The sequence below is a fragment of the Albimonas donghaensis genome (assembly GCF_900106695.1).
Lineage (GTDB): Bacteria > Pseudomonadota > Alphaproteobacteria > Rhodobacterales > Rhodobacteraceae > Albimonas > Albimonas donghaensis.
The window spans coordinates 51,341-76,791 of the sequence record NZ_FNMZ01000012.1 but is presented as its reverse complement, the minus strand read 5'-3'; the positions used below and the strand labels follow the sequence as shown (position 1 = coordinate 76,791).

Annotated in this window: 25 protein-coding genes; 17 read left to right on the top strand and 8 right to left on the bottom strand. The window is 72.6% G+C overall.

Annotated features, from left to right (window positions below):
• Positions 1-52: 52 nt before the first annotated feature.
• Positions 53-1,207, bottom strand: coding sequence for an acetyl-CoA acetyltransferase (locus BLV24_RS20125; RefSeq protein WP_092685222.1), 1,155 nt, complete (start codon positions 1,205-1,207; stop codon positions 53-55).
• Between the two features lies 1 nt (position 1,208).
• Positions 1,209-1,601 (bottom strand): Zn-ribbon domain-containing OB-fold protein, encoded by a 393-nt coding sequence (locus BLV24_RS20120; RefSeq protein ID WP_092685220.1) that lies wholly within the window; start codon positions 1,599-1,601, stop codon positions 1,209-1,211.
• 149 nt (positions 1,602-1,750) lie between these two features.
• On the opposite strand from BLV24_RS20120, the gene BLV24_RS20115 reads away from it, so the two are divergent.
• Positions 1,751-2,569 (top strand): SDR family oxidoreductase, encoded by an 819-nt coding sequence (locus BLV24_RS20115; RefSeq protein WP_218133486.1) that lies wholly within the window; start codon positions 1,751-1,753, stop codon positions 2,567-2,569.
• Between the two features lie 98 nt (positions 2,570-2,667).
• On the top strand, positions 2,668-3,870 hold the full coding sequence (locus BLV24_RS20110; RefSeq protein WP_092685218.1) for an amidohydrolase family protein: 1,203 nt from the start codon (positions 2,668-2,670) through the stop codon (positions 3,868-3,870).
• A gap of 97 nt (positions 3,871-3,967) precedes the next feature.
• Here the strand turns inward: BLV24_RS20110 and BLV24_RS20105 are convergent, their stop codons facing one another.
• Entirely contained in the window at positions 3,968-4,774 is an 807-nt protein-coding gene (locus tag BLV24_RS20105) for an SDR family NAD(P)-dependent oxidoreductase (protein WP_092685216.1), read from the bottom strand.
• Between the two features lie 171 nt (positions 4,775-4,945).
• Between BLV24_RS20105 and BLV24_RS20100 the strand changes: the two genes are divergently transcribed.
• The 5 genes from BLV24_RS20100 to BLV24_RS20080 all read left to right on the top strand — a co-directional run bounded on the left by BLV24_RS20100 (position 4,946) and on the right by BLV24_RS20080 (position 8,959).
• Complete coding sequence (locus BLV24_RS20100) at positions 4,946-5,533, top strand: TetR family transcriptional regulator (protein WP_092685214.1); 588 nt, start codon at positions 4,946-4,948, stop codon at positions 5,531-5,533.
• A gap of 15 nt (positions 5,534-5,548) precedes the next feature.
• Complete coding sequence (locus BLV24_RS20095; protein WP_092685212.1) at positions 5,549-6,187, top strand: pyridoxamine 5'-phosphate oxidase family protein; 639 nt, start codon at positions 5,549-5,551, stop codon at positions 6,185-6,187.
• Positions 6,188-6,282: 95 nt separating this feature from the next.
• Positions 6,283-6,705, top strand: coding sequence for an OsmC family protein (locus BLV24_RS20090; RefSeq protein WP_281242956.1), 423 nt, complete (start codon positions 6,283-6,285; stop codon positions 6,703-6,705).
• A gap of 149 nt (positions 6,706-6,854) precedes the next feature.
• Positions 6,855-8,045 carry a thiolase family protein gene (locus BLV24_RS20085; protein ID WP_092685208.1) on the top strand — a complete coding sequence of 397 codons (1,191 nt, stop codon included), beginning with the start codon at positions 6,855-6,857 and terminating at the stop codon, positions 8,043-8,045.
• Between the two features lie 122 nt (positions 8,046-8,167).
• Positions 8,168-8,959 carry an SDR family NAD(P)-dependent oxidoreductase gene (locus tag BLV24_RS20080; RefSeq protein WP_092685206.1) on the top strand — a complete coding sequence of 264 codons (792 nt, stop codon included), beginning with the start codon at positions 8,168-8,170 and terminating at the stop codon, positions 8,957-8,959.
• A 31-nt stretch (positions 8,960-8,990) separates the two neighbouring features.
• Here BLV24_RS20080 and BLV24_RS20075 read toward each other — a convergent pair whose 3' ends face one another.
• Positions 8,991-9,887 (bottom strand): EamA family transporter, encoded by an 897-nt coding sequence (locus BLV24_RS20075; protein WP_092685204.1) that lies wholly within the window; start codon positions 9,885-9,887, stop codon positions 8,991-8,993.
• 120 nt (positions 9,888-10,007) lie between these two features.
• A complete protein-coding gene (gene ftrA, locus BLV24_RS20070) occupies positions 10,008-11,033 on the bottom strand; it encodes a transcriptional regulator FtrA (RefSeq protein WP_092685202.1) in 1,026 nt (341 codons plus the stop codon).
• A 127-nt stretch (positions 11,034-11,160) separates the two neighbouring features.
• On the opposite strand from ftrA, the gene BLV24_RS20065 reads away from it, so the two are divergent.
• Positions 11,161-11,574, top strand: a complete 414-nt coding sequence (locus tag BLV24_RS20065) for a rhodanese-like domain-containing protein (RefSeq protein WP_092685200.1) — start codon at positions 11,161-11,163, stop codon at positions 11,572-11,574.
• A gap of 47 nt (positions 11,575-11,621) precedes the next feature.
• Here the strand turns inward: BLV24_RS20065 and BLV24_RS20060 are convergent, their stop codons facing one another.
• Positions 11,622-12,575 (bottom strand): LysR family transcriptional regulator, encoded by a 954-nt coding sequence (locus BLV24_RS20060; RefSeq protein ID WP_245710680.1) that lies wholly within the window; start codon positions 12,573-12,575, stop codon positions 11,622-11,624.
• Between the two features lie 112 nt (positions 12,576-12,687).
• On the opposite strand from BLV24_RS20060, the gene BLV24_RS20055 reads away from it, so the two are divergent.
• The 9 genes from BLV24_RS20055 to BLV24_RS20015 all read left to right on the top strand — a co-directional run bounded on the left by BLV24_RS20055 (position 12,688) and on the right by BLV24_RS20015 (position 22,209).
• Positions 12,688-13,626, top strand: a complete 939-nt coding sequence (locus BLV24_RS20055; RefSeq protein WP_092685196.1) for a ring-cleaving dioxygenase — start codon at positions 12,688-12,690, stop codon at positions 13,624-13,626.
• A gap of 55 nt (positions 13,627-13,681) precedes the next feature.
• Positions 13,682-14,353, top strand: coding sequence for an alpha/beta hydrolase (locus BLV24_RS20050; protein ID WP_092685194.1), 672 nt, complete (start codon positions 13,682-13,684; stop codon positions 14,351-14,353).
• 232 nt (positions 14,354-14,585) lie between these two features.
• Positions 14,586-15,866 (top strand): ABC transporter substrate-binding protein, encoded by a 1,281-nt coding sequence (locus BLV24_RS20045; protein ID WP_092685192.1) that lies wholly within the window; start codon positions 14,586-14,588, stop codon positions 15,864-15,866.
• 133 nt (positions 15,867-15,999) lie between these two features.
• Positions 16,000-16,962, top strand: a complete 963-nt coding sequence (locus BLV24_RS20040; RefSeq protein ID WP_092685190.1) for a carbohydrate ABC transporter permease — start codon at positions 16,000-16,002, stop codon at positions 16,960-16,962.
• Positions 16,959-17,792, top strand: a complete 834-nt coding sequence (locus BLV24_RS20035; RefSeq protein WP_218133485.1) for a carbohydrate ABC transporter permease — start codon at positions 16,959-16,961, stop codon at positions 17,790-17,792. The genes BLV24_RS20040 and BLV24_RS20035 overlap by 4 nt, the downstream gene beginning before the upstream one ends.
• Positions 17,789-19,447 (top strand): alpha-glucosidase, encoded by a 1,659-nt coding sequence (locus tag BLV24_RS20030; protein WP_092685188.1) that lies wholly within the window; start codon positions 17,789-17,791, stop codon positions 19,445-19,447. The genes BLV24_RS20035 and BLV24_RS20030 overlap by 4 nt, the downstream gene beginning before the upstream one ends.
• A complete protein-coding gene (locus tag BLV24_RS20025) occupies positions 19,444-20,526 on the top strand; it encodes an ABC transporter ATP-binding protein (protein WP_092685186.1) in 1,083 nt (360 codons plus the stop codon). The genes BLV24_RS20030 and BLV24_RS20025 overlap by 4 nt, the downstream gene beginning before the upstream one ends.
• 205 nt (positions 20,527-20,731) lie before the next feature.
• Complete coding sequence (locus BLV24_RS20020; RefSeq protein WP_092685184.1) at positions 20,732-21,739, top strand: DMT family transporter; 1,008 nt, start codon at positions 20,732-20,734, stop codon at positions 21,737-21,739.
• Positions 21,736-22,209 (top strand): hypothetical protein, encoded by a 474-nt coding sequence (locus BLV24_RS20015; RefSeq protein WP_092685182.1) that lies wholly within the window; start codon positions 21,736-21,738, stop codon positions 22,207-22,209. Before BLV24_RS20020 ends, BLV24_RS20015 begins: the two co-directional genes overlap by 4 nt.
• Positions 22,210-22,281: 72 nt before the next feature.
• On the opposite strand, the gene BLV24_RS20010 is transcribed toward BLV24_RS20015, so the two are convergent.
• Entirely contained in the window at positions 22,282-23,475 is a 1,194-nt protein-coding gene (locus BLV24_RS20010) for a YbfB/YjiJ family MFS transporter (protein ID WP_092685180.1), read from the bottom strand.
• Positions 23,476-23,764: 289 nt separating this feature from the next.
• Positions 23,765-25,426: a thiamine pyrophosphate-dependent enzyme gene (locus BLV24_RS20005; RefSeq protein ID WP_092685178.1), complete on the bottom strand. Its 1,662-nt coding sequence runs from the start codon at positions 25,424-25,426 to the stop codon at positions 23,765-23,767.
• Positions 25,427-25,451: the final 25 nt, after the last annotated feature.

The window sequence follows — 25,451 nt, the reverse complement described above, 5'->3', positions numbered from 1 at the left end:
CGGTCCCGCGGAACGAGGGAAACGGTTTCGGGTTCCGATGGGCGAAACCCGCTCACACGGTCTCCGGCGCGCCGAGGATCGTCGTGACCTGGCTCGACAGGAAACCGCCATTGCCATGGGCCAGCGCGATCTTCGCGTCCGGAACCTGCCGGTCCCCGAGCCCGCCCATGATCTGCTGCGCGGCCTCGACCAGCACGAACAGCCCGTACATGCCGGGATGCACGCAGCTCAGCCCGCCGCCATTGGTGTTGACCGGCAGCGCGCCCCCCGGCGCGATGCGCCCGCCCTCGACGAAGCGCCCGCCCTCGCCCTTGGGGCAGAAGCCGAGGTCTTCGAGGAACAGGATCGTGTTGATGGTGAATGCGTCGTAGAGCGCGACCACGTCGATATCCGACAGGCCCACCCCCGCCTGCGCCAGCGCCCGCGGACCGGACTCGGACGCGGCCGAAACGGTCAGATCCGGCATCATCGAGATGTTCATGTGGAAGGTCGCCGCCGCGGTCCCGAGCACATGGACCGGGGTCGCGGTCAGGTCCTTGGCGCGGTCGGCGCGGGTCATCACGATGGCGGCGGCGCCGTCCGTGACCAGGCAGCAGTCGCGCACCCCCAGCGGGTCGGCGACGCGGCGGGCGCCCAGCACATCCGCGACGCTCAGATCCTCGCGCATGAAGGCGTCCGGGTTCAGCTTGGCCCAGTCGCGGGCGGCGACGGCGACCTCGGCCAGCTGCTCGGGCGTCGTGCCGTACTGGTGCATGTGGCGCGCGGCGGCGAGCGCATAGGCGGCCACCGGCAGCACCGGCTTGTAGGGCCCCTCGAACGCGTCCGGGCGGGCCGAGCTCTGCAGCTTCCCCGACGCCGTGCGCTGGACCGAGCCATAGGCGATCAGCGCGGTGTCGATGATCCCCGCATCCAGCGCCAGCGCGGCCTCGGCCACATGGGTCATGAAGGCCGAGCCGCCGGTGCGGTTGTTGCCGGTCACCTTCGGATTCAGGCCAAGCTGCTGGGCGAAGCTGAGGCCGGAGATATAGTCCTGCGGCAGCCCGATCCACAGCCCGTCGCAATCCGCCGGCGTCAGCCCGGCCTGTTTCAGCGCCTTGACCGAGGCGTGGACGGCGATGTCCATGGCGTCGAAACCGTGCGCCTCGCCCATGCCATGGGTGGCGGCGCCGACGATGGCGGTGCGCCCGCGGGGGAATTTCTCGGCCATCTCACGCGCCTCCGACGGGGAGAAAGACCAGCAGGGGGGCGCCGTCCTCCTCGATGATCTTCGCCTGCACCTTCATGCCGATGCGGACCTCCTCGGGCGGCAGGCCGTCGACGCGGGACATCATGCGCGGGCCTTCCTCCAGGTCGATCAGCGCGACGTTGTAGGACGGTTTCGGCGGCCGCATCCGCATGACCGAGGTCGAATAGACCACGCCGCGGCCCGTCGCCTCGACCCATTCCAGATCGGTGTCGCCGGTGCGCGGCTCGGCCACGCGGGGATGCCAGAAAACCTGACCGGAGGCCTTGGCGCGAGGCAGCATGAAGCGGCCGGCGGCGAGATGCGCCAGCCAGTCGGCCTCCGGTTTGATGCCGGTTTCGGGGGCGGGTGCGGTCATCGGGTCTCCTCCCGTTTCTCTCGCGGCGAACCGGCGGCGGACGCAAGACGTCCTCCCCGGCGCCGGCTATGCGACGACGGTCCCGCCGAACGCGCGGCGGAACCCTCCCGGCGCGACCATGCGCCAGACCGAAGCCGGAGACTTGCGCCATGCCCGCCTCAAGCGATGCGAATCCGACCCCGACCGCCGCGCCGACCCTCAATCCCATGAGCCTCTCGGGCCGCGCCGTGATCATCACCGGCGCCGGCCAGGGCATCGGGCGCGCGGTGGCGGAACTGGTCTGCGGGCTGGGCGGCGCGGTCGGGCTGGTGGACATGAACGCCGACGCCCTGGCCGAGACGCAGGCGGGCCTGCCCGAGGGCCGGTCCCTGCGCCTGATCGGCAGCGTCGCCGAGCCCGGTTTCGCCGACGCCGCGGTGGCCGAGACGGTCGCGCGTTTCGGCGCCCTGCACGGGCTGGTGAACAACGCCGGCATCACCCGCCCGGCGATGATCTCCAAGATGACCGAGGATCAGTGGCGCGAGGTCATCGACGTCCACCTCACCGGCGCCTGGCGCTTCATCCAGGCGGCGGGCGCCCACATGATCGCGCGCCACAAGGCGGGAGACGAAAGCGGCGGCGCCATCGTCAACATCTCGTCCGACGCGGGCGTGCAGGGGACCATCGGGCAGATCAACTACTCCGTGGCCAAATCGGGCATCCTCGGGGCCACCATGTCCATGGCCCGCGAATGGGCGCGCTACAACATCCGCGCCAACGCGGTGGCCTTCGGCATGGTCGAGACCCCGATGACCGAGACGGTGCGCAGCGAAAAGTTCCGCGACACCTATCTCGCCCGCGTGCCCATGGGCCGCTGGTCGAGCCCGCAGGAAGCGGCGAACCCGATCTGCTTCCTGCTGTCCGACGCGGCCTCCTACATCACCGGGCAGCGCATTTCGGCCAATGGCGGCAGCCAGATGAACCCGTAAGGCGCGACGCCTGCGCCGCAGGTGACGGGGCGGCCGGGGCCGGGCATGATCGGGGGGCCTCCCAACCGCCCCCTCCCAACCGTCCCGGACCCGCGCCCATGACCGCCTGCGACACCCTTTTCGAGAACGCCCTCCTGCCCGATGGGCGCCGCGCGGGCTTCGCCGTGACCGGCGGGCGCATCGAAACCGTGCTGGAGGACGGCGCCCCCCGTCCCGAGACCGCCGCGACGGTGGATTTCGGGGGCCGGCTGGCGGCGCCGGGCTTCGTCGAGGGGCATGTCCATCTCGACACCTCCTTCATCGGCGACGCCTGGGTCCCCCACAAACCCAACACCGCCGGCTTCGACGTGCGCGAGCGGGTGCGCTTCCAGAACGAGAACCTCGCCGAAGCCGCCCCCCTGGCCGAACGCGCCCGGGCGCAGATGGAGCTGTGCCTCGCGCAGGGCTCCACCCGCATGCGCTCGCATCTCATCATCGACCTCGCCCGCGGCCTCTCCCACGCCGAGGCGCTGCTGGAGATGCGCGCCGCCTGGGCGGACCGCATCGACCTTCAGCTCTGCGCCTTCCCCCAGTCCGGGATCCTGGCCGAGCCCGGCGTCGCCGACCTGATGGACGAGGCCATGGCGCTGGGATGCGACGTGGTGGGCGGGCTCGACCCCGCCGGGTTCGACGGCGACCTGGAGGGGCATCTCGACGTGGTCTTCGGCCTGGCCGAGCGTCACGGCGCCCCCGTCGACATCCACCTGCACGATGCGGGCCATCTGGGGGTGTTCGAGATCGAGCGCATCGCCCAGCGGACCCGCGCGCTGGGCATGCAGGGGCTGGTCGCGATCTCCCACGCCTACGGGTTGGGGGACGTGCCCGAGCCGCTCCAGCGCCGGGCGGCGGAGGCGTTGGCGAAGGCCGGGGTGGCGATCATGACCAACGCGCCCGGCGCCCGCCCCCTGCCCCCGGTGGCGCTGCTGCGCGAGGCCGGGGTCACGGTCTTCGGCGGCTGCGACAACATCCGGGATTCCTGGTGGCCCTGGGGGGATGGCGACATGCTGGGACGGGCCAACATGATCGGCTACCGCTCCGGCTTCGCGGTGGACGCGCAGCTCGCGGCCTGTTTCGACATGGTGACCGAGGGCGGGGCCGCGGCTCTCGGCCTGTCCGACTACGGCTTCCGCCCCGGCGCCCCGGCGGATTTCGTGACCCTCGACGCCCGCCACACGGCCGAGGCCGTGGCCGCCCGCCCCCGCGATCGGCAGGTCTGGAAGCACGGCCGCAAGGTGGCGGAGAACGGGGCGGTGATCGTCTGAGCAGCCGCCGTAGGGCGGGTGCGAACCCGCCGCGCCCGTCCGGGATCGATGCGCGAAGGCGGGGCGGCGCGCGCCCTGCACGCCCCGCTCCCTCGGTTCAGGCGTTCTTGATGGTCAGGCCCCCGTCCACCGGGATCGCGACGCCGGTGATGTAGCTCGCCGCCGGCAGGACCAGGCTCAGCGTGACATGAGCCACCTCCTCGGGATGCCCGTAGCGGCCCAGCGCCGTGCGGCGCTTGGCGAAAATCGCCTTGTGCTCCTCCGAGATATGCGAGGTGATGCCGGTCAGGATCGGGCCGGGGCAGATGCAGTTCACCGTAATGCCCTCACGCCCGAAATCCACCGCCAGCGCGCGGGTCAGGCCGATGACGCCGGTCTTGGCCGCGACATAGGGCGAGTTGCCCTTGGTGGCGCCCCAACCCTCGGTCGAGGCGATGTTGACGATCCGCGCCGCATCCGACTTGCGCAGCCACGGCAGCGCCGCGCGGATCATCCGCTGATGGGCCGACAGCATGCCGGCGAGGCTCGCGGTCCAGGCGGCCTCATAGGCTTCGTCATCCTCGAAGGCCGGGTGGCGTGAGAAACCGGCGTTGTTGATCAGGATGTCCAGCCCGCCCAGCTCCTCGGCCAGGGCGGGCACGCTTTCGCGGATCGCGTCCGCGTCGGCGACGTCCAGCGCCATGGGCACGGCGCGCCCGATGCCCTCGCCGCCCGGCGCGGCGCGGGCGGCGTCGATCTCGGCGGCGACGGCCTCGCAGGCCTCGGGGCGCAGGTCGGTGACGGCGACGTCCGCGCCCTCCCGCGCCAGCAGGTGGGCGGTGGCCCGCCCCATGCCGCTGGCCGCCCCGGTGACGATGGCGCGGCGCCCGCGGATCGAACGGCTCAGCTCGCGATAAGGCTCCATGGCGGGTCTCCGAATGGCCGGGAGAGGGCCCCCCGGGAACGCTCCGGAGCCTGCCTTTCCGCCCCGCCCGCGGCTTGCGTCGAAAGCGGCGGGAGAATTTCGGCGCCCCCTCTTGAATACCGAACGTTCGGTAATAGATCTCCGCCAACGCCGCCCCCGCAGGAGACCCCGATGGCCCGACCGCAAAGCATAGAGGACGACGCGCTGCTGATCCGCCTTGCGGAAGTGTTTTGCGACCGCGGCTTCGAAGGCGCCTCGCTCGCGCATCTCGCCGCCGCGTCGGGGCTGCGCAAGGCCAGCCTCTACCACCGCTTTCCCGGCGGCAAACGCCAGATGGCGGAAGAGGTTCTGGCCAACGCCTCCGCCCGGCTCGACGACCTCGCGCTGGTCCTGCTTCAGGGCGAGGGCGCGCCGGACGAGCGCGCCGCCCGCGCGGCCGAGGGGCTCGACGCCTTCTATGCCGGGGGGGCGCGGGCCTGCCTGCTCAACATGCTCTCGGCCCCGCGGGAGGAGGACGGCCCCTTCGTCGACGGCGTGCGCGCCGCCTTCGAAAAGCTGGTCGCCGCCTTCGCGGCGCTGGCCGAGGAAGCCGGCGCCGCGCCCGAAGACGCCCGCGCGCGGGGCGAGCGCGCCGCGATGTTCCTGCATGGCGGGCTGGTCCTGTCGCGCGGGATGCGCAGCGAGGCCCCTTGGCGTCGGGCGCTGACCTCCCTGCGGGACGAGCTCGCGCCCGCCGTCCCCCTTGCCGTTTCAGCCTGACCGGAGCCCCCCGAGATGACCGCGCATTACCGCAACCAGATGTTCGGCCCCCACGCGCTTGCGACGCAGGAGGCGCTGCTCGGCCGCCTCGCCCATCCCCGCGACGCGGACGCGGCGCAGGACGGCCCCGACCGGCTGGGCCCCGAGGAGCGCGCCTTCATCGAGAGCCGCGATTCCTTCTTCATGGCCACCCATGGCGAGACCGGCTGGCCCTACATGCAGCATCGCGGCGGTCCCCCGGGCTTCGTGCGCGCGATCTCGGAGCGCGCGTTCGCCTTCCCCGATTTCCGCGGCAACCGGCAATACATCTCGGTCGGCGCGCTGGAGGCCGACGACCGCGCGTCGTTCTTCTTTCTCGACGCGGCGCGGCAGGGGCGGCTGAAGCTGATCGGCCGGGCGCGGGCGATGGACCTGGCCGAGCGCCCCGACCTCGCGGCCCTGCTGGCCCTGCCCGACTACCCCTCGCCCCAGCGTCCCGCGAAGGTGGAGCGCGCCATGGTGGTGGAGGTCGAGGCCTTCGAGTGGAACTGCCCGCAGCACATCACGCCGCGCTTCTCCGCGGCCGAAATCGCGCCGACCATCGCCAAGATCCAGGCCGAGATGCAGGCCCGGATCGACGCGCTGGAGGCGGCGCTGGCGGCGCGCGACGGCTGACGCCCGCGCCCGCCCACCGGATCGCCCCCGCCGCAGGGCCACGCGCCGCGGCGGGATTCCACCCCGACCATCAACCAAAGGACTTCCCCATGAAAATCACCCGCAAAGGCTCCGCCGCCTGGTCCGGCGGCCTGAAGGACGGCAAGGGCGCGATCTCCACCGAAAGCGGCGCGCTCGACGCCCATCCCTACGGCTTCGCCACCCGCTTCGAGGGCGTGAAGGGCTCCAACCCCGAGGAGCTGATCGGCGCCGCCCATGCCAGCTGCTTCACCATGGCGCTGTCGCTGATCCTGGGCGAGGCGGAGCTGACCGCCAAGTCGCTCAACACCACCGCCAAGGTGACGCTGGAGAAGCTGGACGACGGCTTCGCGGTGACCTCCATCGCGCTGGAGCTGACCGCCTCCATCCCCGGCACGGATGACGCGCAGTTCCAGGAACTGGCCGCCAAGGCCAAGGCCAACTGCCCGATCTCCAAGCTGATGAACACCGACATCACGCTGACCGCGACCCTGTCCTGAGCCGCGCCTCAGGCCCATGCCCTCGCCCGGCCCGCGATCCAAGCGGGCCGGGCTTTTTGTTGCGCGCCCCATTGCGGGCATATGCACGCATACACTACATTCCCAAAAGGAACCCACGAATCCCGCGACCCATTCCGGAGACCCCGCCCATGCTGGACGCCCCCCGAGACATCGTGCTCTGCCACCCGACGCGCACCGCCATTGGCGGCTTCGGCGGCGGTCTGCAGGCGGTCCCCGCCACCGATCTCGGCGCCGCCGCGATCCGCGCCACGCTCGCCCGCGCCGGGCCGGCGGCCGACGCGGTGGAGCTCGCCGTCATGGGCCAGGTGGTGCAGGCCGGCGCCGGCATGAACCCCGCCCGCCAGGCCGCGATCCGGGGAGGCCTGGCCGAGGAGACCCCGGCCCTGACCGTCAACCGGGTCTGCGGATCGGGCGCCCAGGCCATCGTCTCGGCGGCGCAGGAGATCGCGCTGGGGCATGCCGACATCGCCGTGGCGGGCGGGATGGAGAACATGGACCTCGCCCCGCACCTGATGCCCGGCGCGAGGCGCGGCGTGCGCATGGGCGACGCGCCGGTCCATGACGCGATGCTGCGCGACGGGCTGCACGACGCGTTCTCGGGCCGGCATTCCGGCTGGCACACCGAGGACCTGGTCGCCGAGATGCAGATCACGCGGGAGGCGCAGGACGCATGGGCCGCCCGCTCGCAGTCCCGGTTCTCGTCCGCCCGCGACGCCGGGAAATTCGACGCCGAAATCGTCCCGGTCGACGCGCCCGCCCGCAAGGGAACCGAGATCTTCGCCCGCGACGAGGCCCCCCGCCCCGACTCCACGCCCGAAACCCTCGCCCGCCTGCGCCCCGCCTTCCGGGAGAGCGGCACGATCACCGCGGGCAACGCGCCGGGGCTGAACGCCGGAGCCTCGGCGATGCTGGTCATGGACCGCGCCGCGGCCGAGGCGAAGGGGATCGCGCCGCTGGGAAGGCTGGTGGCCTGGGGCGTCTCGGCGCTGGCGCCCGAGCGCTTCGGCATCGCGCCCGCCCCCGCCATCCGCCAGGCGCTGGCGCGCGCCGGCTGGCGGCTGAGCGACCTGGAGCGCGTCGAGATCAACGAGGCCTACGCCGCCGTGCCGCTGGCGGTGATGCAGGAGCTGGGCCTCGCCGAGGACGTGACCAACCCCGAGGGCGGCGCCATCGCCCACGGCCACCCCATCGGCGCCACGGGGGCGATCCTCGTCACCCGGGCGCTGCACGCGATGCGGCGAGAGGGACAGCGCCGCGCCATGGTCAGCCTGTGCATCGGCGGCGGACAGGGCGTCGCCCTGGCGCTGGAGGCGATGTGACCGGCTGACGCCCGGGCCGGGGGCGCCTCCCCGTCGCCGGCCCGGATCTTCTCGCGGGCGATGCCTCGCCGGCGCCGCCCCCCTTCCGCCCCCCTTCCGACCCTCTCGACAAGGATCCCACCATGACCCGTTCCAAGGCCATCATCACCGGCGCCACCGGCGGCATCGGCGCCGTCTACGCCGACCGTCTCGCCGATCGCGGCCACGACCTGATCCTGACCGGCCGCGACCTCTCCCGGCTCTCGGAGCTCGCCGACCGCCTCGGCCGCAAGACCCATGTCGAGACCATCGCCGCCGATCTCGACCGGGCGGACGACCTCGGCGCGCTGGCGAGCCGGCTCGAAAGCGACGCCTCCCTCACGCTGCTGGTCAACAATGCGGGCATCGCCAGCGGCGGCAGGGCGCTGTCGGCCGATCTCGACGAACAGGAGCGGCTGATCCGCCTCAACGTGATCGCCGCCACCCGGCTCGCCCTCGCCGCGGCGCGCGCTTTCGCCGCCAGGGGGCGGGGGACGATCATCAACATCGCCTCCGTCACCGCCCTGATGCCGGAGCGCTTCCCCCCGGTTTACCCCGCCACCAAGGCCTATCTGCTGGCCTTCGGCCAGTCGCTGGCGGCGGAGCTCGCCCCCGCCGGCGTGCGCGTGCACAACGTGCTGCCCGGCGCCACCCGCACCGAGATCTGGGAACGCGCCGGCCTGTCGCTCGACGCCTTCCCGGCCGAGATGGTGATGGAGGTCGAGGAGATGGTGGACGCCGCCCTCGCCGGTTTCGACCAGGGGGAGCTGGTGACGATCCCCTCCCTGCCCGACGCCGACGACTGGCAGCGGCTGGAGACGGCGCGCGCGGCGCTGGGGCCGAACCTGTCGCGGAACCGGGCGGCGGCGCGTTTCGGCCTCCCCACAGCCGCCTGAGACCGGCGGAAGAGGGCGGCCTCGGCCGCCCTCACGCGCCCCAGAGCACGAGCCCGACGATGCCCAGCGCCACCAGGGCCACGCCGAAGATCTCGCGCCGGGTCGGCCGTTCGCGGAACATGATGACCGAAGCGGCGACCATGAAGATCACCTCCACCTGGCCCAGCGCCCGCACATGCGCCGCGCTTTGCAGGGTGAAGGCCGCGAACCAGCCGAGCGAACCCAGCATTCCCACCAGCCCCACCCAGGACGAGGCCCGCCACGCCCCGGCCAGCGCCCGCGCCTGCGCCCGGTCCCGCCACATCAGGAACGCCACCACCAGCACCGCCTGGAAAAGCGTGACCTCGGCCAGCGTGGTGGCGGCGCGCAGGATCACGTCGCCGCTCTCCAGCGACAGGGCCGCGCCGCGATAGGCCACCGCCGACAGCCCGAACAGACCCCCGGAGGCGATGCCGATCAGCGCGCTTTTCCCCGACACCCCCGCCTGCGCCACCCCGCCGGCGGGCAGCGAGATCAGCGCCACCCCGACAAGGCTCACCAGGATCGCCGCCGCGCCCGCAAGGCTCATCGGATCGCCCAGCAGCACCACGCCGATCAGCGCGGTCTGCACCGTCTCGGTCTTGGTCAGGCCGGTGGCGACGGCGAAATTGCGCATCGAGAACAGGTGGATGAGCAGCCAGGTCGCCCCGATCTGCGACAGCCCTCCGATGGCGGAATAGGCGTGGAACCGCCCCGGCGCGACCGGGATCGCGTCGCCCCGCCCCCAGATCAGCGCCGCCAGAAGCGCCAGCGCCAGCGGGGCGGCGTAGACGAACCGGGCGCCCGTCGCCCCCTCGACCGAGAGCGTGGCGCGCAGGCGTTTCTGAAGGGCCGAGCGGAGGTTCTGGCAGAAGGCCGCGGCGATGGTGATGGGGATCCAGAGTTCCATCCCGCCAGAGAGCCCGGCCGCCGGTTCCGGGCAAGAGGCGCCGAACGGGAACCCGGATTGCCCCCAGCGCAAGGCTTGCCGGCAGGTCAGCTTTGCGCGCCCCGCCGCCTCGCGCGCGGGTCACCCCGCCGCGCGGATCCCGCCCCCCGCCGCGGCCTCCCGCCGGAATCGCGCGCGATAGGCGCCCGGCGCCACGCCCGCGACCTCGCCGAACGCCTTGCGGAACGCCTCGGCCGAGCCGAAGCCGCAATTGGCGCCCACGTCGTCGAGCGCCAGCCCGGTCTCCTCCAGCAGCTTCATGGCCCGCGTCACACGCTCCCGCCGCAGCCATTTGAGCGGCGTGGTCCCGGTGGCCTCGCGGAAGCGGCGCAGGAAGCTGCGCTCGCTCATCCCCGCGCGGTCGGCCATCTCGGCGACGGCGACGGGACGGGCCAGTTCCCCCCGCGCCCAGTCGAGCACGGCGGCGAGGCTGCGGCCCGGGCGCAACTGCACCGGCGCGTCGACATATTGCGCCTGCCCGCCTTCGCGATGCGGCGGCATGACCAGGCGCCGGGCCACGATATTGGCCACCCGCGCGCCATGATCGGCGCGGATCAGATGCAGGCCCGCATCGATCCCCGCGCTGCTGCCGGCGGAGGTGATGACGCCGCGATCCTCGACATAAAGCGCGTCCTCGGCCAGCTCCACGCCCGGAAACCGCGCCTTCATCGCCGGCATGTGGCGCCAGTGGGTGGTGACCCGGCGCCCCTCCAGCACCCCCGCAGCCCCCAGCACGAAACCGCCCGAGCAGATCGCCAGCATCCGCGCCCCGCGGGCATGGGCGGCGCGGATGGCCTCGACCAACGGGGCGGGCGGGGCCTCGTCCCGGTCGCGCCAGCCGGGGATGACCACGGTGTCCGCGGTCGCCAGCGCCTCCAGCCCCGCGTCGACCTGGACCCGGAAGCCGCCCATGGCGCGCAACCCGCCGGGCCGGCGCTCGGCCGCGGCCAGCGAGAAGTCGTACCAGGGGAAGTCGAATTCCGGCCGCGGCAGGGCGAACAGCTCGGTCACGATGCCGAATTCGAAGGTGCACAGCCCGTCATAGACCACCGCGACGATGCGATGAGGGGCGGAAGCGGGGTCGGGGGTGTGGTCGGGGGCGGGCATGGCGGGTCTCCGGGCGGCTTTGGCGGAAAGTTACCGCATCATGGCGATTCCGCCAATTCCGCCGATGCCGCATCCGGCGCATCAAGAGCGCGCGCCAAACGCCGACCCGCCAACCAGGAGCCCCGCGATGCCCAACCCGATCACCGACATCCCCGCCGCCGCTTCCGACCGGGCGCTCGCCCATTTCTCGGCCCTGCTGGAATTCGAGACCGATTGCTGGGACACCCATGCGGCGCTGGAGGCCGCGCGGGCCTCCGACGCCCCGGCTGATTTCGTGGTGCTCGACGTCCGGGCCCCGGCGCTGTTCGAGGCCGGCCACGTCCCCGGCGCGCAGAACCTGCCGCATGGCAAGATGACCGCGCGCCGGATGGCCGAGTTCCCGGCGGGGATCACCTTCGTCGTCTATTGCGCCGGCCCCCATTGCAACGGCGCCGACAAGGCCGCGGTGCGGCTGGCGCGCCTGGGCCTGCCGGTGAAGCGGATGATCGGCGGCGTGACCGGCTGGATCGACGAGGGGTTCGACCTGGCCTCGGGCGCCTGACCTCCCGCGCGACGCCGTAGGGCGGGTTTCAACCCGCCTTTCCGCCGCTAGCGTGTCGCCTCCGGGGCCCGCGTCTCGCCCTGCAGGAAGCGGCGCATCGACGTCAGCCGCGCCGCCGAAAAATCCAGGAACGCCCGGGCCCGCGGCGCGCGCTGCAGGTCCGGGTGCACCAGCAGCCACAGGCCGGTGGTCAGCTCCGGCGCCGGGGGCTCCAGCCGTTCCAGGTCCGGGCGGGCGTCGCCCAGGAAGCAGGGCAGAAAGCCCCGCCCCGCCCCCTGCGCCACCGCTTCCGCCAGACCGAGGATCGAGTTGGCGCGATAGCCCGCCGCCGCCCCCTCCGCCGCCATCCGGGTCCGGGTCAGCGCCCCCGCCGCCAGGTCCGCGAGGTCGTCCGAGGGCGAGACCCAGTCCCGCGCGCCGCCGCCCGCCGGGCCGTAAAGCGCCCAGCACAGCGCCCCCACCCGCCGCCCGGCCAAGGTCTCGGGCGGGGCGTCGGTGGCCCGGATCGCCACATCGGCGTCCCGGCGCGAGAGGTTGGCGGGGTAGTTGCCCACCGTCACCTCCAGCCGGACCGACGGGCATTCCCGCCGGAACGCCGCGAAGACCGGCGTCAGCAGCCCGATCAGCAGCGCGTCCGACGTCGCCACCCGCAGATCCCCCGCCGGCAGGATCTCCCGCGATGCCATGCGGCCGGCGAAGCCGGCGACGCGGCCCTCCATCTCCCGGGCGATGGCGGCCATCTCCTCGCCCGCCGGGGTGGGGGCGTAGCCGTCGCGGCCCCGCTCGAACAGGGTCGCGCCCAGCCGGGCCTCCAGCGCGCCGAGGCGGCGGAAGACCGTCGAATGGCTGATCCCGAGGCGACGGGCGGCGGCGGGCAGGCTCCCGGCCTCGGCCACCGCGCCGACCAGCCGAAAATCCTCCCAGCCCGGGGCGTCGCCCGCCGTCTCCGCCATCTCCCGCCCCTTTCCGCGGCCATGCCGCCAGCGCAGTCCCAATTCCATCCGCGCCATCCCGACATTGCATCAGCGCAATGTCAAACCCCTACGGCGGCGCGTCCCCCGCCCCTATCTTCAGACCCAGCGAAACGCCCTCCGCAACGGAAGGAGACCCGAGATGACCACCCCTGCCCGCCCGCTCCACCACGTCACCGCCATCGCCGGCGAGGCGCGCCGCAACCTCGCTTTCCACACCGGGACCCTCGGCCTGCGGATGGTGAAGAAAACCGTCAACTTCGACGATCCCGGCGCCTATCACTTCTATTTCGGGGACGAAGCCGGCGCCCCCGGCTCCATCCTCACCTTCTTCCCGTGGGAGCACGCCGCCGCCGGACGCCTCGGCGTCGGCGAGACGCAGGAGACGGTGTTCCGCATCCCCGAGGCCTCGCTCGGCTTCTGGACCCAGCGCCTGCTGGAAAAGGGCGTGACCCATGGCACGCCCGAGACCCGCTTCGGCGAGACCGTCCTGCCCTTCCGCGACCCCGACGGGCTGCGGCTGGCGCTGGTGGCGACGCCGGGCGCGGGGGACGAGCCCGCCTGGACCGGCGGCGGCATCCCCGCCGAGCACGCGATCCGCGGCATGCAGGGCGTCAGCCTGCTGCTGGAGGAGACCGCGCCGACGGCCGCGATCCTCACCGGCGTCTTCGGCTTCGTCCGGGGCGCGACCGAGGGGACCACGACCCGCTTCACCGCGCCGGGCGGGGGCCTCGGGAACGTGATCGACCTGCGCGAGGCCGGCGGCTTCCTGCCGGCGCGGCCGGGCCGCGGCTCGGTCCATCACATCGCCTTCCGGGCGACGGATGACGCCGATCAGGCCCGCATGGCCGCCCTGCTGGCCGCGAACCACGGCCTGCAGCCGACCGAGCAGCGGGACCGCAACTACTTCCGCTCGGTCTATTTCCGCGAGCCGGGCGGGGTCCTGTTCGAGATCGCCACCGACGCCCCCGGCTTCGCGGTGGACGAGCCCGCGGAAAGCCTCGGCCAGGCGCTCAAGCTGCCCGAGGCCTACGAGGCCCACCGCGCCCGCATCGAAGCGGCGCTGCCCGCGCTCGACTGACGCCGATCGGGGCCTCCGGTTCGCCGGGGGCCCCGCCCCAACCGGGAGCCCCGAGATGACCGCCCGCACCGATTTCGCCACCGATTTCTCCCATGTTTTCGTCCCCGCGACCGACCCGGCCGCGCCGCCGCTGCTGCTGCTGCACGGGACCGGCGGCGACGAGCGCGACCTGCTGGAGCTGGGGCGCGCGGTCTCTCCCGGCTCGGCATTGCTTTCCCCGCGCGGGCGGGTGTCGGAGCACGGCGCCCCCCGCTTTTTCCGCCGCCATGCGGAAGGGGTGCTGGACGAGGACGACCTGCGCGCCCGCACCCATGAGCTCGCCGATTGGGTGGAGGCGCGGACCGCCGCCCATGGCCTCGCCGCGCCCCTCGCGCTGGGGTTCTCCAACGGCGCCAATATCGCCGCGGCCATGCTGTTGCTGCGGCCGGCGACGCTGGCGGGCGGCGTGCTGATGCGGGCGATGGCGCCTTTCGGGGCGGCGCCGTCCCCCCGCACGTCCCCCGGCTCGCCCCCCGCCCCGGCCCCCGACCCGGCCCCGGCCCGCTCCGCGCTGATCCTCGCGGGGCTCGCCGATCCGATCGCGCCTGCGCCCACGGTGACCCGGCTCGTCGACATGCTGACCGGCGCCGGCCTGACCGTGGACCGACGCGAGACGCTGGCGGGCCACGGCCTGGTGCGCGAGGACCTGGACGCCGCGCGCGCCTGGATCGCCGCCGCGCGCGGCTGATCCGGGCGCGCGGCCCGCGGCCCGCCTTCCGCATCGCGGGACGTTAATCCATGAAACGGTTTGACATGCCGCCCCGCTCCGCCACCCTTCGGGGACACCGCACATGCGCGGCGGAGCCCGGCCTGTCCCCCCATCGGACCCGTTTCGGCCCAGGCCCGTCGTGCCTCGATGAAAGCGTCGGGACGCCCCGCCCCCAGCGGGGTTCGCCCGAGCCGTCAGGAGGAGCCGCCGCATGAGCCGACCCCGGTCGCCTTTCGCCCCCGTCGTCACCCGTTCCGCCCTCGCCGCCCTGCTGGCCGCGACCGCGCTACCGGCCGCCGCCGCCGATCTGTCGGTGGTCTCGGGCCCGGTCGGCCGGGACAACGAGGTCCTGCGCCAGAACCTCGACAGGTTCGAGGAGATGACCGGCCATTCGGTCGAGATCGTGGAGATGCCCTCGTCGACCACCGACCAGTTCGCCCAGTACCGGCTGTGGCTGTCGGCGCGGAATGCGGACATCGACGTCTACCGCACCGACATCGTCTGGGCGCCGCAGCTCGCCTCGCATTTCGTGGACCTGAAGGACGCCGCGGGCGACGCCGCCGGCGACCATTTCGAGTCGATCATCCAGAGCCAGACCGTCGACGGCCGCCTGATCGCCATGCCGATGTTCACCGACGCCCCGGCGCTTTATTACCGCAAGGACCTGCTGGAGAAATACGGGCTCGACGTGCCCGAGACCTGGGACGCGATGGCCGAGGCCGCCCGAACCATCCAGCAGGGCGAGCGCGAGGCGGGCATGGCCGACTTCCACGGCTACGTCTTCCAGGGCGCGGCCTATGAGGGGCTGACCTGCGACGCGCTGGAATGGGTGAAATCCTTCGGCGGCGGGCAGATCGTCAGCCCCGAGGGCGAGATCACCATCAACAACCCCAAGGCCGCCGAGGCGCTGGACACGGTCGCCGCGTGGATCGGCGACATCTCCCCCGAGGGCGTGCTGGCCTACAAGGAGGAGGAGAGCCGCGGCGTCTGGCAGACCGGCAAGGCCGCCTTCATGCGCAACTGGCCCTACGCCTGGGCGCTGGGTCAGGGCGACGATTCCGCCGTGAAGGACAAGTTCGCCATCGCGCCCCTGCCCTCGGGCGGCGACGGCTCGGCGGCGACGCTGGGGGGGTGGAACCTCGCGGTCTCGAAATATTCGGAGAACCAGGAGGCGGCGATCGAACTGGTCATGTTCCTGAGCGGCGAGGAGGCGCAGAAAACCCGCGCCATCGAGCTGACCCGCCTGCCGACGCTCAAGGGGCTCTATGACGACCCGGAGGTGGCGGAGGCGCAGCCCTCCATCCCCCAGTGGAAGGAGATCTTCCTCAACACCGTGCCGCGCCCGTCCGCGCCCACGACCACCAACTACAACGAGGTGTCGAAGGAGTTCTGGGACGCGGTCCACGCCACCCTGTCGGGCGAGCGTCCGGCGGAGGCGAGCCTCAAGCGGCTGGACGCGAGGCTGACCCGGCTGAAGGGCTCGGGCTGGTAAGACCCGTCCCCATGGCCCGCCCCATGGCCGACCCCATGGTCCCGCCCGCCGCCCGTCCGGCGCCCCGCTCCGGCGCGTTTTTCGCGCCGGGGCGGGGGTCGCGCGCCCGTCCGTCCCGACGGAGGGCGCGCGCATGACCTCCCGCCCCGCGCCCCCGGCCGCCTCCCGTTCCGCGCTGCGCGCCCAGCGCCTGCGTTCGGCCGCCATGTTCCTCGCGCCCATGCTGGCGGTGCTGGCCTTCGTCGCCGGCTGGCCGCTGGCGCGCACCATCTGGTTCAGCCTGACCGACGCCTCGCTGGGCGACCTCGCGGGCGCGCAGTGGATCGGGCTGAACAACTACCTGGAATGGTTCGACTACGGCGACGGGGACGGCGAGTATTTCGGGCTGCTCGCCGATCCGGGCTGGTGGAACGCGGTGGGCAACACGCTGCGCTTCGCGCTCGTCACCGTCAGCGTCGAGACCGTGCTGGGCATGGCCATCGCGCTGGTGCTGAACGCCGATTTCCCGGGCCGGGGCTGGGTCCGCGCCGCGGTGCTGATCCCATGGGCGATCCCCACCATCGTGTCGGCCAAGATGTGGGCCTGGATGCTCAACGACCAGTTCGGGATCATCAACGACGTGGGCATGCGGCTGGGTCTGCTCTCCGCCCCCGTGGCCTGGATCGCGTCGGGCGACACGGCGCTGATCGCGGTGATGATCGTCGATATCTGGAAGACCACGCCCTTCATGGCGCTGCTGATCCTCGCCGGCTTGCAGATGATCCCCCGCGACATCTACGAGGCCGCGCGCATCGACGGCGTTCACCCGGTGCGGGTGTTCTGGAAGATCACCCTGCCGCTGGTGGCGCCGGCGCTGATCGTGGCGACGATCTTCCGCGGGCTCGACGCGCTGCGGGTGTTCGACATCGTCTACGTGCTGACGCCCAACAACCAGCAGACCACCACCATGTCGGTCTTCGCCCAGCAGAACCTGTTCCAGTTCGACAAGTTCGCCTACGGCTCCGCCGCCTCCACCCTGCTGTTCCTGGTCATCGCCTTCATCACCATCGGCTATATCAAGGCGGCCCGGCTCGACCTGACGGGGGGCGGGCGATGACCGCGATGAAACTGCTGAAACGCGCGGCCTTCTGGGCGCTGGTGGCGGGGATCGTGCTGTTCTCGGTGTTCCCGTTCTACTACGCGATCCTCACCAGCCTGGAGACGGGGTCGGGCATCTTCACCGTGTCCTACTGGCCCGACGCGCTGGATCTCGGGAACTACGCCTCGGTGATGAACGAGGGGGAATTCCCGCGGAACTTCCTGAACTCCGTCGGCGTGGCGGTGGCGGTGGTGATCGTGTCGCTCTGCCTCGCGGTCACGGCGGCCTATGCGCTGTCCCGCGTGCCGTTCCGGGGGCGCGGCCTGCTGCTGCTCACCGTGCTGTCGGTGTCGATGTTCCCGCAGATCGCGGTGCTGGCGGGCCTGTTCGAGATGGTCCGGTATTTCGGGCTCTACAACACGCTGGGTTCGCTGATCCTCAGCTACATGATCTTCACCCTGCCCTTCACGGTCTGGGTGCTGACCACCTTCATGCGCGACATGCCGGTGGAGCTGGAGGAAGCCGCCATCGTCGACGGCGCCACGCCCCTTCAGATCGTCGTGAAGGTGTTCCTGCCGCTGCTCTGGCCGGCGCTGGTCACCACCGGGCTGCTGGCCTTCATCCAGGCCTGGAACGAGTTCCTCTTCGCCCTGACCTTCGTCGCCTCCAACGACACCCGCACCGTGCCGGTGGCCATCGCGCTGCTGTCGGGATCCTCGGGCAAGGAGGTCCCGTGGGGGGAGATCATGGCGGCGTCGGTCATCGTGACCCTGCCGCTGGTGGCGCTGGTGCTGGTCTTCCAGCGCCGCATCGTGGCCGGGCTGACCGCCGGCGGGGTGAAGGGATGAACGTTTCCCACGACCCCGACTGGTGGCGCGGCGCGGTGATCTACCAGGTCTATCTGCGGTCCTTCCAGGACTCGGACGGCAACGGGATCGGCGATCTAGAGGGGTTGCGCCGGCGCCTGCCCCATATCGCCGATCTCGGGGCCGACGCGGTGTGGATCACGCCGTTCTTCCGCTCTCCGATGAAGGATTTCGGCTACGACGTCTCGGGCTATGGCGACGTGGACCCGATGTTCGGCACGATGGCGGATTTCGACGCCGTGGTCGCGGACGCCCACCGGCTCGGCCTGCGCATCGTCATCGACCTGGTGCTGTCGCACACCTCCGACGCCCATCCCTGGTTCGTCGAGAGCCGCGGCGCCCGCGAAAGCCCCCGCGCCGACTGGTATGTCTGGGCCGAGGCGAAGCCGGACGGGACCGCCCCCAACAACTGGCTGTCGATCTTCGGCGGCCCGGCCTGGGAATGGGACACGACGCGGCTGCAATACTACCTGCACAACTTCCTCGCCGCCCAACCCGACCTCAATTTCCACAATCCGGAGGTGCAGGACGCCCTGCTGGCGGTGGCGGAGGCCTGGCTGAAGCGCGGCGTCGACGGGTTCCGGCTCGATACCGTGAACTTCTATTTCCATGACGCGGCGCTGACCGACAATCCGCCCCTGCCGCCCGAACAGCGCAACGCCAACACCGCGCCGATGGAGAATCCCTACAACTTCCAGGACCATCTCCACGACAAGACCCAGCCCGAGAACCTCGCCTTTCTGCGCCGGCTGCGCGCGCTCTGCGACCGCCACGGCGACCGCGCCCTGCTGGGCGAAGTGGGCGAAAGCCAGCGCGGGCGCGAGGTCATGGCCGCCTACACCGCGGGCGGCGACAAGCTGCACATGTGCTACGATTTCGACTTCCTCGCCCCCGATCCCCCAACCCCCGCCCGCGCGCGGGAGGTGATCGAGGGGGTGGAGGCGGTGTCGGAGACCTCGTGGCCCTGCTGGGCCTTCTCCAACCACGACACCGTGCGCCATGTCACCCGCTGGGGGGCGGAGGCGCCGGGCCGGGCCGCGGTTCTGGCGGCGCTGCTGCTGTCGCTGCGCGGCTCGGTCTGCCTTTATCAGGGCGAGGAGCTGGCCCTGCCCGAGGCCCGCATCGCCTTCGAGGACATCCGCGACCCCTACGGCCTGCGCCTCTGGCCCAAGTTCCGCGGCCGCGACGGGGCCCGCACCCCGATGCCGTGGGAGACCGACGCCCCCAACGCCGGGTTTTCGGAGGCCGCGCCGTGGCTGCCCGCCCCCGAGGCTCACCGCCCGCTGGCCGTGGACCGGCAGGAGGGCGACCCGGCCTCGCCGCTGCACGCCTATCGCAGGCTGCTCGCCTTCCGCCGCGCCCATCCCGCGCTGATCCGCGGGACGCTGGAGATGGCGGAGGCCGGCCCCGACCTGCTCGCTTTCGCCCGCCGCGACCCTGCGACCGGCGACGCCGTGTTCTGCGCCTTCAACCTCACCGACGCGTCCCATGCCGGCCCCGCCCCCTGGGCGGCCGAGACGCTGGAGATCCCCGGCCCCGCGCCCCTGTTCGGCGGCCGAGTGATCGACGGCTCCCTGCGCCTCGGGCCCTGGGACGCCTGGTTCGGCATGTCCCCCGCCACCGGAGACCCCGCATGACCCGCCTGACCCTCGACAAGATCGCCAAGTCCTACGGGACCGTGGAGGCGCTGCGCGACATCGACCTCGCCATCGAGCCCGGCGAGTTCGTGGTCTTCGTCGGCCCCTCCGGCTGCGGGAAATCCACCCTGCTGCGGGTCATCGCCGGGCTGGAGGAGATCACCGCCGGCGACCTGAATTTCGACGGGACGCGGGTCAACGACCTCACCCCCGCCCAGCGCGGCATCGCCATGGTGTTCCAGTCCTACGCGCTCTACCCGCATATGTCGGTCTACGAGAACATGGCCTTCGGGCTGAAACTGGCGAAGACCGCCCGCGAAACCGTGCGCGAAAAGGTCGAGGCCGCCGCGGAGATGCTCCAGCTGTCCGAGCTGCTGGACCGCCTGCCCCGTCAGCTTTCGGGCGGGCAGCGGCAGCGGGTGGCGATCGGGCGGGCCATCGTGCGCGACCCGCGGGTGTTCCTGTTCGACGAGCCCCTGTCGAACCTCGACGCAGCCCTGCGCGTGCAGACCCGGATCGAGATCGCCGCCCTGCATGAACGCATGGCCGAGACCACGATGATCTACGTCACCCATGACCAGGTGGAGGCGATGACGCTCGCCGACCGCATCGTGGTGCTGCGCGACGGGCGGGTGGAGCAGGTGGGCGCGCCGATGGAGCTTTACGACCGCCCCGCCAACACCTTCGTCGCGCAGTTCATCGGCTCGCCCGCCATGAATCTCGCGCCCGCCCGCCCCGGCCCGGACGGGCTGACGATCCCCGGCTGCGCGCCGGTCCCGCTGGCCGCCTCGGGCGAGGGCCTGCGGCTGGGCGTGCGCCCCGAGGCCCTGCGCCTGGCCGAGCCGGGGGAGCCCGTCTTCAATGAGGGCCCCGCCACGCTGGTCGAGAAACTGGGCGAGACCCAGCTGGTCTATTTCGAGCCCGAGGGCGCGGAGACCCCGCTGATCGCCAAGCTCCCCGGCGCCCTGCCCGCCCGCCGCGGCGAGGTGTTCCGGCTCGCCGTCGATCCCGCCGATCTGCGCCTGTTCGGCGCCGACGGCAAGGCGATGGAGGCGACGCCGCTTCCGCAACCCGCCTGACCCCCGCCCGCCGGGCGAGGCGGGGGGGGGGGGGGGCGAAAACCGTGGCGGGCGAATATCCTGCCGCGGTGCAGCGCGGTTGACCGAGTCAGAAACTTGGAGTTAGCTTCAAAAAAATAGCAGCCCCCAAGTTTCGGAGCCCGCCCCTGCCCCTCCGCCCCGCCTTTCGTTTCGCCGCGCGCGCCGCGTCCCCCGGACGCGACGCATGAACGTGACCGGCGCCGCCACGCTCGCGGCCTCGTTCTGGATCGCGGTGGGGCTGATCTTCGCGGCCAATGTGCTGCTGCCGCTGCAGGACGCGTTTTCCAAGGGCTATGTGCAGGACCTTCCGGTCTGGCAGGTGCTGCTGGTGCGCAGCCTGACGGTGCTGGCCATCGCGGTCGCCATCGGCCGCGGCCCGGTGATCCGCCGCGCCCGGCGCGCCCGCAACCTGCGCTGGATCGTGCTGCGCGCGCTGATGAACCTCGCGGCCTGGGGCTGCTTCTACCTCGCCCTGCGCGACATCCCGCTGGCGCAGGCGATCACGCTCTATTTCTTCTCGCCGATCCTGGTGGCGCTGATGGCCGGGCCGTTCCTGGGCGAGCGGGTCAGCCTCGGCCAATGGGCCGCCATCGCCGCGGGCTTCGGCGGCGTGGCGCTGGCCAGCGGGGCGGCGGCGTTCGAAATGTCCTCCGCCTCCGCCTTCGCCCTGCTCGCCGCCGCGCTCTGGGCCGGAACCATGCTGATGCTGCGCGCCTTTTCCGGGGAGGAAGGGGCGCTGGCGCAGGTGGTGGCGGCCAACGTGGTCTTCGTGCTCGCCACCGGGGCCTGCGCGCTGGTCTGGGGCTGGCAGGCGGATCTTTCGCAGACGCTCGGCATCGCGGCGGCCGGCGTGCTCGGCGGCGCCGGGCAATTCGCCATCTACGAGGCGGCGCGGCGCATCCCGGCCTCCACCCTGGCCGCGCTGGAATACGGCGCGCTGGTCTCGGGCTTCGGCCTCGGCTGGCTGATGTTCGACGAAATCCCCACCGCCGCCGTCTGGGGAGGCGCCGGGCTGGTGCTCGTCTCCGGCGTCGCGGTGGTGGGGCTGGAGCGGCTGCGCGCCCGCGCGGCGCCTCCTCTCCCGCTCGGCCCCTTCGCCCCCGCCGTGGCGCTGGCCGCCGAGGCGGAGGCGGAGGCGGACGCCTCCCTCAACCCAGAAACCAAACCCCACCGACAAGGAGATCCCCAATGACCCAGGCCATCCACGACACGGTCGCCAAATACATCTCGCTGACCCGCTACCCCTTCCCCGGTCAGCAGGACTGGCCCGAGGGCTATGTCGCCAAGTGCAACGCCGAGACCCCGGTGCGCGCCATCGAGGGGCCGGAGGGGACCTATTACCCCGACATCATCATCGTCTCCCCCTCCGACGAAGTGCGCGAGATCGGGGAGGTCGAGATGACCGTCGATCCCGCCCGCGTGCCCTGGCTGAAGGCCTGCTCGCTGGCCACCGACGACAACACGCCCACCAAGGTCCGCCACTTCTTCGTCTACGTCCCCGCGGGGCTGGAGGCGGAGGCCCAGGCGCTGCTGGAGGACAACGGCATCTCCTATGCCGGCGTGCGCGGCTTCACGGTGGACGGCGACTCGATCCGCGTGGTGCCCTTCGTGACCCGGGGCGACCAGTACGACCACCAGATCACCGAGCCCGGCACGGCCTGATCGCGCGGGCGGCGAGGGGACGCAGGGCGGGTTTCAACCCGCCTCCCCCCCTCGCCGCCCCTCCCTCGCCGGCTATGACAGCGGCTTTTGCAGCAGCGACACCCCGGCCCCCAGCGCCAGGATCGCGCCGGCCGAGGCGATGCCCGGCCCGATATCCCCGAACGCGTCGCCCAGCGCCCCCGCAGCCACCGGACCGATGGTCTGGCCGATGGCGAAGACCAGGGTGAACAGGCTCACCCCCGCGGTCCAGGCGGGCTCGGGCAGGTTGCGGCGGCTGAACGAGGTCACCGCCCCCGGCGCCATGAACACCGTCAGCCCGAACAGCAGCGCCGAAACCATGAGCCCGGCGAGCGAGCCGGTCAGCACCGGCAGCGCCGTTCCCAGCGTCATCACCCCCAGCACCATCGCCAGCGGCCGCCCCGAGGCGTGGCGCGCGAAGATCCCGCGCCAGGCGAAGGGCGAGACGGCGATGCCCACCCCGATCATCCCCCAGGTGGCGGCGACCAGCCCCGGGCCGCCATCGCGTGAGGCGATCAGGGCGACGATGAAGGTGACGTAGACGATGTATCCCAGTCCGAAGCAGCCATAGCCCGCGATCGCCGCCGCCATGGCGCGGATCGGCAGCCGGGCGCGCGCCGCCCGCGGGGCGCCGGGGGCGGCGCGGGGCGGGCGCAGGCTCTCGGACGCCCAGATGCACAGCGGCAGGAACGCCAGGCTCGCGCCCCCCAGCAGCAGCCAGGCCATGGGCCAGGCGCCGGGGCCGAGCCGCGCGAACAGGAACGGCAGGACCGCGCCGCTCAGCACCATGCCCAACCCACCGCCGAGCCCGAAATAAAGCGCGATGGCCATGGCGTTGCGCCGCGGGTCGTCGCGATGCATGGCGGCCGAAAGCGCCCCGCCCGCCACGAAGGCCGCGGCGCCGAACACCCCGGTCAGCACGCGCCAGGCGGTCTGGGCGGCGAAGTCCTCGGTCAGCCCGGTGGCGAGCAGGAAGCCCGCGCAGCCCGCCATGCCGACGCTGAACAGGCGCGAGGCCGGGACCCGCTGCGACAGGGCCAGCGTGACCAGCGCGCCGAAGACATAGCCGAAGGCGTTGGCGGCGTTGAGCCAGCCGGCCTCGGCATAGGTCCAGCCCAGGTCCTCGCGCATGGCGGGCAGGATCAGCCCGTAGGCGAAGCGGGCGAACCCGTTGGTCACGCAGACCCCCAGCGTCAGCCCCAGCAACGCCAGCCAGGCCGGCGCCCGAGGCGGGCGCGCGCCGCTCACGCCCGCGCCCGGCGGTCGCGGCCCGGCGGCGAAGGTCGCGACGGCGGGCCGGGGGAAAGGCGTCGGGGCATGGCGCGGGCTCCGTCCGGGGCGCGGCGCCGGAAGGGCGCCGCAGGGGCGCCCCGATCAACCCGGAGCACCGCCCCCCTGTCAATCGCCCGCATCGGTTGCGCCGCGCGCCTGGCGAAAAGGGCGCGCCCGACGAGGCGCGCCCTTTCATGGATCATGGATCATGGGGACCGGCCCGGCCCCGCCCCGCGAAGGAGCCGGCCGGCCTAGCCAGCCCGGCTCAGGCCGGTTCGAGCAGCGCCCAGGGGTCGGGCAGCACCGGCATGGTGACCTCGATGATCGTCGGGCCGGGGCGGGTGATGGCCCAGCGCAGGGCTTCCTCCAGCCCCTCGGGGCTGTCGACCCGGCGGGCCTCGGCGCCGAAGCTCTCGGCATAGGCGACGAAATCGGGGTTGCGCAGCTCGGTCGAGATCATCTTGCCGCCATGCAGGTTGGCCTGCATCCGGCGCACGTTGCCATAGGCCCCGTCGGCGAAGACCACGCCCACCGCGTTGATCCCGAACTGGACCGCCGTGGCGATCTCGTTGCCGGTGAACAGGAACCCGCCGTCCCCGCAGAGCCCCACCACCGGCGTGTCCGGCAGCGCCACCTTCACGCCCAGCGTGGTCGCGTAGCCGAAGCCCAGCGTGCCCTGGTAGCCCGGCGTGATCAGCCGGCGGGGCAGGTCCACGGGCAAGGCCCCGGTCGCGGCGTAGCCGATCTGGGTGTAGTCGCAGACCACCGCCGCGTCCTCGGGCAGCGCCGCGCGGATGGCGCGCAGGTAAGCCATCTGGGGGGCGAGCTTCTCCTCGAACTCCATGGCCTTGGCGGTCTTGAGCTCGGCCACATGGGCCTGGCGGGCCTCGACGCCCTCGGGCGCGGGTTCGGCCTGCACCGCGGCGACCAGCGCGGTCAGGGCGGCGCCGGCCTCGGCCTCGATGGCGAGCGTCGGGGCCTCGCCGCGGGCGAACTGGGCGGGGTCATGGTCGATGCGGATGATCTCGCGCCCCTCCACGCCCCAGCGCTTGCGCATGGAATGCAGGCGGGTGCCGACGGCGAGGATCACGTCCGCGTCGGCCCAGAGCTTGCGCCCCTCCCACATGCCGACCCCCCAGGGGTCGTCGGAGCGCATCACGCCGCGGCCCTGCAGGTGGCAGGCGACCGGCGCGCCCAGCCGGCGCGACAGCGCCACGAGCTGCTCGCGGCAGTCGAGCGCGCCCGAGCCGATCCAGATCAGCGGGGCCTTGGCGCCGGCCAGCATCCTGGCTGCGCGGGCGATCAGCTCCGGCTCTCCGGCGCTGGGGGCGGGGGCGACGGCGGCGGCGATCTCCACCCCTTCGGAGGCGCGGTTCTTCAGCACGTTGGCCGGAAGTTCCACCCCCGCGGGGGCCTTGCCCGAGGCCAGCGCCGCGAAGGCGCCGTCCATGACGCCGGCGACGGCGTCGGCCTCCATCGCGGCGCCGCTCCAGCGGGTCAGCCCGGCGATGATGGCGCCCTGGTCGGGAAGCTCGTGCAGCTCGCCCCCGCCCTGGCCGATGGCGCCGGTGACGATCTGGCCGACCACGGCCAGCACCGGCGCATGGGTGGCGTAGGCGGTGGACAGCGCCGCGCCGGTGTTCAGGAAGCCCGGCCCCGGCACCACCGCATAGGCGCCGACCTTCCCGGACGCCATCGCGTAGCCCAGCGCCATATAGGCCACCCCCTGCTCATGGCGCGAATGGATCACCCGCAGCCGGTCCTGGGCGCCGTGCAGCGCGTTGAACAGGTGGTCGAGCTGCACGCCCGGCAGCGCGAACAGCGTGTCGACGCCGTTGGCGATCAGCGCCTCGACGGCGATCTCGCCGCCCGTCGGGGGGTTGGCGCCGGCGGGCGCTTCGGGGGCGGTATTGGCTTGGGCGGTCATCTTCGGGATCTTCCCTCTGGTCTTC

What these genes read in the sequence shown, in the direction of transcription:
- BLV24_RS20125 (WP_092685222.1), bottom strand. Translation starts at nt 1,207, where the DNA reads ATGGCCGAGAAATTCCCCCGCGGGCGCACCGCCATCGTCGGCGCCGCC.
- BLV24_RS20120 (WP_092685220.1), bottom strand. Translation starts at nt 1,601, where the DNA reads ATGACCGCACCCGCCCCCGAAACCGGCATCAAACCGGAGGCCGACTGG.
- BLV24_RS20115 (WP_218133486.1), top strand. Translation starts at nt 1,751, where the DNA reads ATGCCCGCCTCAAGCGATGCGAATCCGACCCCGACCGCCGCGCCGACC.
- BLV24_RS20110 (WP_092685218.1), top strand. Translation starts at nt 2,668, where the DNA reads ATGACCGCCTGCGACACCCTTTTCGAGAACGCCCTCCTGCCCGATGGG.
- BLV24_RS20105 (WP_092685216.1), bottom strand. Translation starts at nt 4,774, where the DNA reads ATGGAGCCTTATCGCGAGCTGAGCCGTTCGATCCGCGGGCGCCGCGCC.
- BLV24_RS20100 (WP_092685214.1), top strand. Translation starts at nt 4,946, where the DNA reads ATGGCCCGACCGCAAAGCATAGAGGACGACGCGCTGCTGATCCGCCTT.
- BLV24_RS20095 (WP_092685212.1), top strand. Translation starts at nt 5,549, where the DNA reads ATGACCGCGCATTACCGCAACCAGATGTTCGGCCCCCACGCGCTTGCG.
- BLV24_RS20085 (WP_092685208.1), top strand. Translation starts at nt 6,855, where the DNA reads ATGCTGGACGCCCCCCGAGACATCGTGCTCTGCCACCCGACGCGCACC.
- BLV24_RS20080 (WP_092685206.1), top strand. Translation starts at nt 8,168, where the DNA reads ATGACCCGTTCCAAGGCCATCATCACCGGCGCCACCGGCGGCATCGGC.
- BLV24_RS20075 (WP_092685204.1), bottom strand. Translation starts at nt 9,887, where the DNA reads ATGGAACTCTGGATCCCCATCACCATCGCCGCGGCCTTCTGCCAGAAC.
- ftrA (WP_092685202.1), bottom strand. Translation starts at nt 11,033, where the DNA reads ATGCCCGCCCCCGACCACACCCCCGACCCCGCTTCCGCCCCTCATCGC.
- BLV24_RS20065 (WP_092685200.1), top strand. Translation starts at nt 11,161, where the DNA reads ATGCCCAACCCGATCACCGACATCCCCGCCGCCGCTTCCGACCGGGCG.
- BLV24_RS20060 (WP_245710680.1), bottom strand. Translation starts at nt 12,575, where the DNA reads ATGGAATTGGGACTGCGCTGGCGGCATGGCCGCGGAAAGGGGCGGGAG.
- BLV24_RS20055 (WP_092685196.1), top strand. Translation starts at nt 12,688, where the DNA reads ATGACCACCCCTGCCCGCCCGCTCCACCACGTCACCGCCATCGCCGGC.
- BLV24_RS20050 (WP_092685194.1), top strand. Translation starts at nt 13,682, where the DNA reads ATGACCGCCCGCACCGATTTCGCCACCGATTTCTCCCATGTTTTCGTC.
- BLV24_RS20045 (WP_092685192.1), top strand. Translation starts at nt 14,586, where the DNA reads ATGAGCCGACCCCGGTCGCCTTTCGCCCCCGTCGTCACCCGTTCCGCC.
- BLV24_RS20040 (WP_092685190.1), top strand. Translation starts at nt 16,000, where the DNA reads ATGACCTCCCGCCCCGCGCCCCCGGCCGCCTCCCGTTCCGCGCTGCGC.
- BLV24_RS20035 (WP_218133485.1), top strand. Translation starts at nt 16,959, where the DNA reads ATGACCGCGATGAAACTGCTGAAACGCGCGGCCTTCTGGGCGCTGGTG.
- BLV24_RS20030 (WP_092685188.1), top strand. Translation starts at nt 17,789, where the DNA reads ATGAACGTTTCCCACGACCCCGACTGGTGGCGCGGCGCGGTGATCTAC.
- BLV24_RS20025 (WP_092685186.1), top strand. Translation starts at nt 19,444, where the DNA reads ATGACCCGCCTGACCCTCGACAAGATCGCCAAGTCCTACGGGACCGTG.
- BLV24_RS20020 (WP_092685184.1), top strand. Translation starts at nt 20,732, where the DNA reads ATGAACGTGACCGGCGCCGCCACGCTCGCGGCCTCGTTCTGGATCGCG.
- BLV24_RS20015 (WP_092685182.1), top strand. Translation starts at nt 21,736, where the DNA reads ATGACCCAGGCCATCCACGACACGGTCGCCAAATACATCTCGCTGACC.
- BLV24_RS20005 (WP_092685178.1), bottom strand. Translation starts at nt 25,426, where the DNA reads ATGACCGCCCAAGCCAATACCGCCCCCGAAGCGCCCGCCGGCGCCAAC.